6 protein-coding genes are annotated in these 6,742 nt (G+C 67.9%); 3 read left to right on the top strand and 3 right to left on the bottom strand.

What is annotated here, in order from left to right:
* Both WBV89_RS09515 and WBV89_RS09510 read right to left on the bottom strand, forming a co-directional pair.
* A partial coding sequence (locus WBV89_RS09515) for an alpha/beta hydrolase family protein (protein WP_423981101.1) occupies positions 1 to 1,236 on the bottom strand: 1,236 nt, incomplete at its 3' end.
* 98 nt (positions 1,237 to 1,334) lie between these two features.
* Positions 1,335 to 3,470, bottom strand: a complete 2,136-nt coding sequence (locus WBV89_RS09510) for a hypothetical protein (RefSeq protein WP_423981100.1) — start codon at positions 3,468 to 3,470, stop codon at positions 1,335 to 1,337.
* 151 nt (positions 3,471 to 3,621) lie between these two features.
* On the opposite strand from WBV89_RS09510, the gene WBV89_RS09505 reads away from it, so the two are divergent.
* Both WBV89_RS09505 and WBV89_RS09500 read left to right on the top strand, forming a co-directional pair.
* Entirely contained in the window at positions 3,622 to 4,593 is a 972-nt protein-coding gene (locus WBV89_RS09505; RefSeq protein ID WP_423981099.1) for an NADPH:quinone oxidoreductase family protein, read from the top strand.
* A 15-nt stretch (positions 4,594 to 4,608) separates the two neighbouring features.
* On the top strand, positions 4,609 to 5,535 hold the full coding sequence (locus WBV89_RS09500; protein WP_423981098.1) for an LLM class F420-dependent oxidoreductase: 927 nt from the start codon (positions 4,609 to 4,611) through the stop codon (positions 5,533 to 5,535).
* A 9-nt stretch (positions 5,536 to 5,544) separates the two neighbouring features.
* Here WBV89_RS09500 and WBV89_RS09495 read toward each other — a convergent pair whose 3' ends face one another.
* Positions 5,545 to 6,156 (bottom strand): DUF1992 domain-containing protein, encoded by a 612-nt coding sequence (locus tag WBV89_RS09495; protein WP_423981097.1) that lies wholly within the window; start codon positions 6,154 to 6,156, stop codon positions 5,545 to 5,547.
* A 186-nt stretch (positions 6,157 to 6,342) separates the two neighbouring features.
* Between WBV89_RS09495 and WBV89_RS09490 the strand changes: the two genes are divergently transcribed.
* A partial coding sequence (locus tag WBV89_RS09490; protein ID WP_423981096.1) for a DUF2510 domain-containing protein occupies positions 6,343 to 6,742 on the top strand: 400 nt, incomplete at its 3' end.

Raw genomic sequence — 6,742 nt, 5'->3', positions numbered from 1 at the left:
GGTGACGGTCACACCATCGGTGACGACCGATTCATCGAGGCCGATCGGTTCGGAATCGGTCCCGAAGACCCAACGGTAGAAGCCGGTGGCCGCCTGGTGGACGGCGGGCCAGACCTCCTCGACCGGTCGGTTGGGTACTTCGCAGCCGTCGGTACCGAGCATCCGCAGCCGGTCGTCGACGAGCGCGCCGAGGCCGGCAGCCTCGGCCAAGTCGATCAACGTGGCGCCCTCGGTGCCGATGGCACAGAGATCGGAGAACGCGAGGTGCCCGGAATCCGCAAACGACCAGAGCCACGACGGCGCCGGGGCGGCATCGTATGCGACTTCCGTTCGTTCGATGGGATCGACGATCATGTCGAGCTCGCCGGCCATGAACAGCGAGGGGACGTCCGGTGCGGCATCGCCGAGCCCGGACGCGTACGAGACGTATCCGAGGATCCCGTCGTCGCCCGCCATCTGGGCGACCGTGCCGCCGCCGGCCGAGTGCCCGCCGAGGGCAACCCGATCGTTGTCGAGCACGCCACCGAGAACCGGGTCGTCGTCGAGCGTCGTCAGGTACGCCCGCATCGACCGGAAGTCGTCGATCGAGGCCGGTTGCCCCTCGGCCGTTCCGCCGATCACGTTCAGTAGATCGCGTGACGGATGGTCGGTCGAGGCGGTCACGATGCCCCACGAGGCCAGATGCCGTGCGAGCACACTCGACTGCAGGCGATACGACGTCGAGCCGTGACTGAAGAGCACGACCGGGAACGGACCGTCGGATGCGGCCTGTCCGTCGCGTGCTGCATCGATCGAGCGGGTGTCGTCGATCGTGTCGGGGACGAGGTCGGCGACTGCGGGTGGGAGGAAATCGCGAACGGAGTACGACACGTTTTCGCCGACGGCGGAATCGTCGGCGGGAAACCACACCTCGACCGCATTGCCCTCGGGAAGCGCACGTGTCGTCACCCCGACTGCGTACGGGCCGGGGGCGGCCAGCTCGGCCGGGGTCACCTCGGGTTCGGGTGCCGCAGTCGTCGTCGGAGCATCGGTCTCGACCGGTACCGCGGTCGTCGTGGCAGCGGTCGTGGGCGCTTCCGTGACCGGTGGATCCGTTGCCTCCGACGCACCGGTGTCGGCCGACCCAGCCGTCGCCACGGTTTCGTCGACGGGGTCGGTGGTCGGGCTGGTGTCGGAGTCGGACCCGCACGCAGCGACGAGGGTCGCAATCAGCAGAATCGGGAGGAGGCGGCGCATCGGCCGAGAGTAGACACCGCCGCCTGCCGCCAGCCAGTCTGTGCTGGCCACGCGACGACGAGAATGCGCGTCGGTGCCTGGCACCGACGCGCATTTGATCACTCGCGGGGTTCGATGATGCAGGTGTCGCCGTCGCAGGTGTCGATGACGGCTCCATCCGATCCGAGGAATGCGGCGACCTGGTCGTAAGCCGACGGGGCGCGTCGGACGTCCTCGTGCGGGTCGGTTCCCTCGCGGGGCGGCGTGTTGGTGATCGGTGGCAACGGAGTTCCGCTGTCGAACATGAAGGTCGCGGAACCGTCGAACGGGTACGTCTCGATCCGGTCGATGCCCCAGAACGGCTCGACGTCGGTCGAGCGCACGTCGGCGGCACCGACCGACGCGCCCATCGAGCGGGCCATCACGTCCATCGCCACGTTCGCGACCTGGAAGTCACCGAGCGCTCCCTGGATCAGCCCGTACTTCTGGTTCAGGCCCGGAAGTGGCTCGCGGAAGTGGTTGGCGTACCCGTTGCCCTCGCCGCGATCCCACAGCATCTGGATCGTCAGCAGCACGATCGCCTGATCGAGCTTGTCGGGGAACGCCGGATCGAGGATCTGCTGGAACGTGTCGAAGTCGACGCTCCGGTTGAGCAGCGTCGAGTAGTTGACACCCGGAACGCCGAACACCCCTCGGTCCCAATCGGTCGACACGGCGGTCGACACCGGACCCATGATCCCGCCCTGCGAGATCCCGTAGTACGAGAGCTCGGCGGTGTCGATCAGCGGTTCGCCTGCATCCGACTGGAATGCCGGATCGGAGACGAGTCCTTCCGGGTGCTTCATCAGACGGCCGAGGAACAGCGTGTTCAGATGGCCCTGCAGCAGCCGGTCGACGAGGGTCGAGAAGTTGCTCGGATCGACGAGGCTCGCCGCAGCGTTGCCGGTGTCCTCCTCCGACATCCCGATCAACGCGGTGCCGCACACGACGAAGTTGTGGTTCTGTGCGACGAGCGTCGGGCCGGCCGAGGTGACCTGGCTGTCGGTGCCGAGGAGACCGTGGCCGTAGATCATCCCGGCGCCGGGCTCGGCTCCGGAGGTCGCAGGCGTGATCTGGCAACGGAATCCGGCGGTGAACGTACCGTTGGCAGACGGAAGGTCGGAGTCGTCGGTGAGGTTGAGACCGGTTCCGGGCGCTCCGTCGGCTTCCAGATACAGCGGCACGTCGTACGTGCCCTCGACGATGATCCGACCGGGCACGTCCTCGACGTCCTCGGACGCGGAGGTGACCGCGAAGTTCGGCGCGGCGTCGCCGAGCTGCTCGAATGCGTCGTCGCGCATGTGGACGAGCGGCCCGGTCAGGTTGTCCGTGGAGACGACGGTGAAGTCCCACGCCATCACCAGCTCATCGCGCTCGACACCTGCTGCTTCGAGATCGGCGAAGACCTGTTCCATCGACTCGCGACGCGCCTCGACCTCGGGAACATCGGTCTCGAGGCGATCGCGGTAGGCGACGAACGCATCGGTCGGTTCGATCGGCGCACCGGCGCTGTCGACGAGGTTGCGGAGCCCGACCACGATCCGATGGCCTTCCGTGTAGTTGACCGCAGGACGCAGGAACAGTCCCTGTCGTTCGGGGTCCGTGGCGTTCGAGTCGAGCTCGGCCCAGTGCGGCCACGTCTCGCCTGTGGTCGCGTCGACGATCACGCTGGCGGAGTCGGCATCGAGCGAGCGCGCGATGTCGGTGATCGGCGGGAGCCCCGAGGCTTCGGGATCGACCCCGGGCATCAGCACGAGAGCTGCACTTCCCGGGCTGAATCCGTCGTTCCGGTTCTGGCGGGTGACGTCGATCGGAACGCCGTCCGCATTCGAGGGCATCGAGTCCGGTGACAGGCTCACCCGCACCCCGGTTTCGGACGTGTCGTCGGTGACGGTCAGCGCGTCGGACGGGAACGGAAGCAGGCACGACTCGCCGACGACCTCGCAGCGTTCGGGGTTCTCGACGTCGAGCTCGATCGTCCCGGCGAATCCATCGCTGTCATCGGTTGGTTCGGTGTCCGGGGGAGACGTGTCCGCCGGCTGGTCCGGCTGGGTGTCGGACGGCTCGCTGTTCGGTGGGTCCGTTTCCGGCGACTCGGTTGCGGCCGGCGCGGTGGCCGACGTGGTGTCCTCGGTCGTCGATGTCTGGTCGGACCCGCCGCTGCATGCAGCCACGACCAGCATCACCGCGGTGGCCAGTGCGATTCGTTTCATCATGTGCCCTCTCACGTTCCCCATACCGCCCGGACAGTAGGCGTTCTCGTGATCTGTTCTGGCGCTCTGTGCGCGAACAGTTCACGAGAACACCGGTGGGCGGGGGTGTCTGGCCCACTGGGTCCAGGTGCGGCCGGCCGAATACGTTGGGGTGATGCGCATCTGGAGACTGAACGAACTCGGTGACCCGGCTGAACAGCTGCGTCTCGTCGACGAGGAGGCACCGAGTCCCGGACCCGGCGCCGTCCTCATCGACGTCGAAGCGGTCGGGCTCGCGTTCCCCGACGTGCTCCAGTGCCGCGGTCAGTACCAGGTGAAGACCGGTCCCGGGCACACCCCGGGTGGCGAGTCGTGCGGTCGGATCGCAGCGCTGGGCGACGATGTGACCGGCCTCGAGATCGGTCAACGAGTCGCGTTCCTCGGCAGTGGTGGCCTCGCCGAACAGGTCACCCATCCCGCCGCCGGTGTCTTCCCGGTGCCCGACGGTGTGTCCGCCGAGACTGCGGCGGCGATTCCGATCAACTACTGCACGACGCTCTACGCGCTGCGCGATCGAGCTCACCTCCAGGCGGGGGAGAGCGTGCTGATCACCGGAGCGGCCGGTGGCACCGGCACGGCCGCGATCCAGCTCGCCAAGGCGATGGGCGCACGCACGATCGCGATCGCCGGTGGCGACACGAAGGTCGAGCTCGTGCGCGAGCTCGGAGCCGACGTCGTGATCGACCACCGCGAGACTCCCGATTGGGTGGATGCCGTCCGCGAGGCGTCGGGAGGCGGTGTGGACGTCGCGTACGACCCGGTCGGCGGCGACACGTTCCATCAGGTGCGGCGGTGCATGGGCTGGGACTCGCGGCTGCTCGTCATCGGTTTCGTCGCCGGGATCCCGGAGGTCAAGACGAACCATGCGTTGCTCAAGAGCTACTCGATCGTCGGGGTGCACTGGGGGGCGTCGCTCGCCAAGTATCCCGACTCGCTCGGCGAGCAGATGCGTGAGCTGCTGGAGATGGCGGCTGCGGGTACGGTCGCCCCGCCGCTCTACCCGCCGTACGCCTTCGAGGACGCGGCGACGGCGCTGCAGGACCTGGCCGATCGAAAGACCCACGGCAAGGTCGTCGTCACGCTCTGACCGTAGGATCCGCGCATGGATCTCCTCGATCTCACGATCTTCACCGAGCCCCAGCAGGGCGCGACCTACGACGACCTGCTCGCCGTGGCGCAGCGTGCCGAATCACTCGGGTTCGGTGGCTTCTTCCGTTCCGATCACTACCTCTCGATGGGGGAGGGGGACGGTGCGCCGGGCCCGACCGATGCGTGGGTCACGCTGGGCGCGCTGGCGCGTGAGACCACGACGATCCGCTTGGGCACGTTGGTGACGTCGGCGACGTTCCGGCTCCCGGGACCGCTCGCGATCTCGGTTGCACAGGTCGATCAGATGTCGGGTGGCCGCGTCGAACTCGGCCTCGGTGCCGGATGGTTCACGGAGGAACACGAGGCGTACGGGATCCCCTTCCCCGATCTCGGCGAGCGGTTCGACCGCCTCGAGGAGCAACTCGACGTGATCACCGGACTCTGGTCCACACCGCTCGGCGAGCAGTTCGCACACGCCGGGCCGCTGTATCCGATCAAGGACTCACCCGCGCTGCCGAAGCCCCTCCAGGACCGGATCCCGATCGTGATCGGAGGCGGCGGGCCGAGGCGCACGCCGGCGCTCGCGGCGAGTCACGCGACCGAGTTCAACGCACCGTTCATGCCTCTCGACTCCTTCGGCGAGCAGCGCGAGCGGGTGCGTGATGCATGCGTCGAGATCGGCCGTGACCCGGACGAACTCACCTACTCCGCCGCGTTGGTCGTCTGCGTCGGCATCGACGAGGACGAGTTCGCCGAGCGTGCATCGGCGATCGGTCGAGAACCCGACGAACTCCGTGAGAACGGCGCAGCCGGAACCCCCGACGAACTGCGCGCGACGGTCGCTCGATGGCGCTCGGCAGGAGCCGAGCGGATCCATCTCCAAGTGCTCGATCTCGCCGACCTGGATCACCTCGACCTGATCGCCGCCACGCTCGCCTGACCGCGCGGTCTACCGGACGACGAGAAGTCCGACGACGCAGAGTCCAGCGAGCAATGCCAGTCGGAACCAGAACCGAAGTCGATCCCCGCCGATCCGACGCGCGGCAAGTCCGGCGACCAGCACGGACCCCATCTCGGTTCCGGGGTGCGGACCGATGGTCTCGAAGTGCGGCGGGACGGCCGACTGGACCGATCCCTCCGGGTCGACAACGGCCAGGTCGTCGGATGACCGCGCGACCCGCCACCGGTCGACGATCCGCTCGACATCGAGTTTCGCAACGGTCGACGGAGGGCCCGGCGACGCGCGTCGGTTCACGGCGGCGATGCGTTCGTTGAGCGCGAGGATCAGAGCGCGCACGTCGGCTTCGGTCGGCGCGACGAGTGCGGCCGCGACGGTTGCATCACGATCTGTTCGGATGGCGATGGTCGGCGGCGTGTAGACGACGTCATCTCGCTGCAGCTTCGCCTTGACCCACCACAATTCGTCGTGTGGCTGGTCGAGGTCGTCGATCGGGCGGCCCGTTCCGGGCAGGTCGTCGAATGCTCCGGTGTGCTGGCCGTTCTGGATCTGGCGTTCGATCCACGATTCCCAGCTGACGTCGGGAGGTTTGCGTTCGGTCACGATGGTCGCCGGGCGGGTGGGGGTCGGCTCGTCGCCGTCGACCGCCGGGACCGACGGTCGGATCCAGTGTGCCCGATCGGCCGCTTCGACGCCAGTGGTGTGGCGTCCGTTTGCGTCGCCACTGCTCGTGGGTGCAGAATCCCGCAGTCGATCATGGTGGTCGTCGCGAGCCGAGGGAGTGGCGACATGGGTGCAGGTTCAACACCGGCTGGGTGGTATCCCGACGTCGAACGTGCCGGTGGCGAGCGGTACTGGGACGGCAGCGCCTGGACCGAGCATCGCCGGCCCGCTCCGCAGTTTGCGCCGCCGACGAACGCCTTCGGCGCTCCCTCTGTCCAACAAACCGGGTATCCGGCCCCTCCGGGATATGAGGCGTACGACGGCACCTCGGTGGCGTATCAGCGGAGTTCGGCGGCCGGATGGGCGCTGGGACTGTCGATCGCAGGCATTTTCTGCTGCGTGTTCCTCTCGATTGCCGGGACGATCATGGGCTGGACACAGATGAAGGCCGTCGACCGGGGAGAACGTGATCCGGCCTCGCGCGGGACGGCGAAGGCCGCCTTCATCGTCGGGATCGTCGCGTTGT

The organism is Ilumatobacter sp. (assembly GCF_049588435.1).
Classification (GTDB): Bacteria; Actinomycetota; Acidimicrobiia; order Acidimicrobiales; family Ilumatobacteraceae; genus Ilumatobacter_A.
Note: the sequence above shows the minus strand (reverse complement) of the source record. Positions and strands in the feature narration are given on the sequence as shown.

What these genes read in the sequence shown, in the direction of transcription:
- WBV89_RS09500 (WP_423981098.1), top strand. Translation starts at nt 4,609, where the DNA reads ATGGATCTCCTCGATCTCACGATCTTCACCGAGCCCCAGCAGGGCGCG.
- WBV89_RS09510 (WP_423981100.1), bottom strand. Translation starts at nt 3,470, where the DNA reads ATGATGAAACGAATCGCACTGGCCACCGCGGTGATGCTGGTCGTGGCT.
- WBV89_RS09505 (WP_423981099.1), top strand. Translation starts at nt 3,622, where the DNA reads ATGCGCATCTGGAGACTGAACGAACTCGGTGACCCGGCTGAACAGCTG.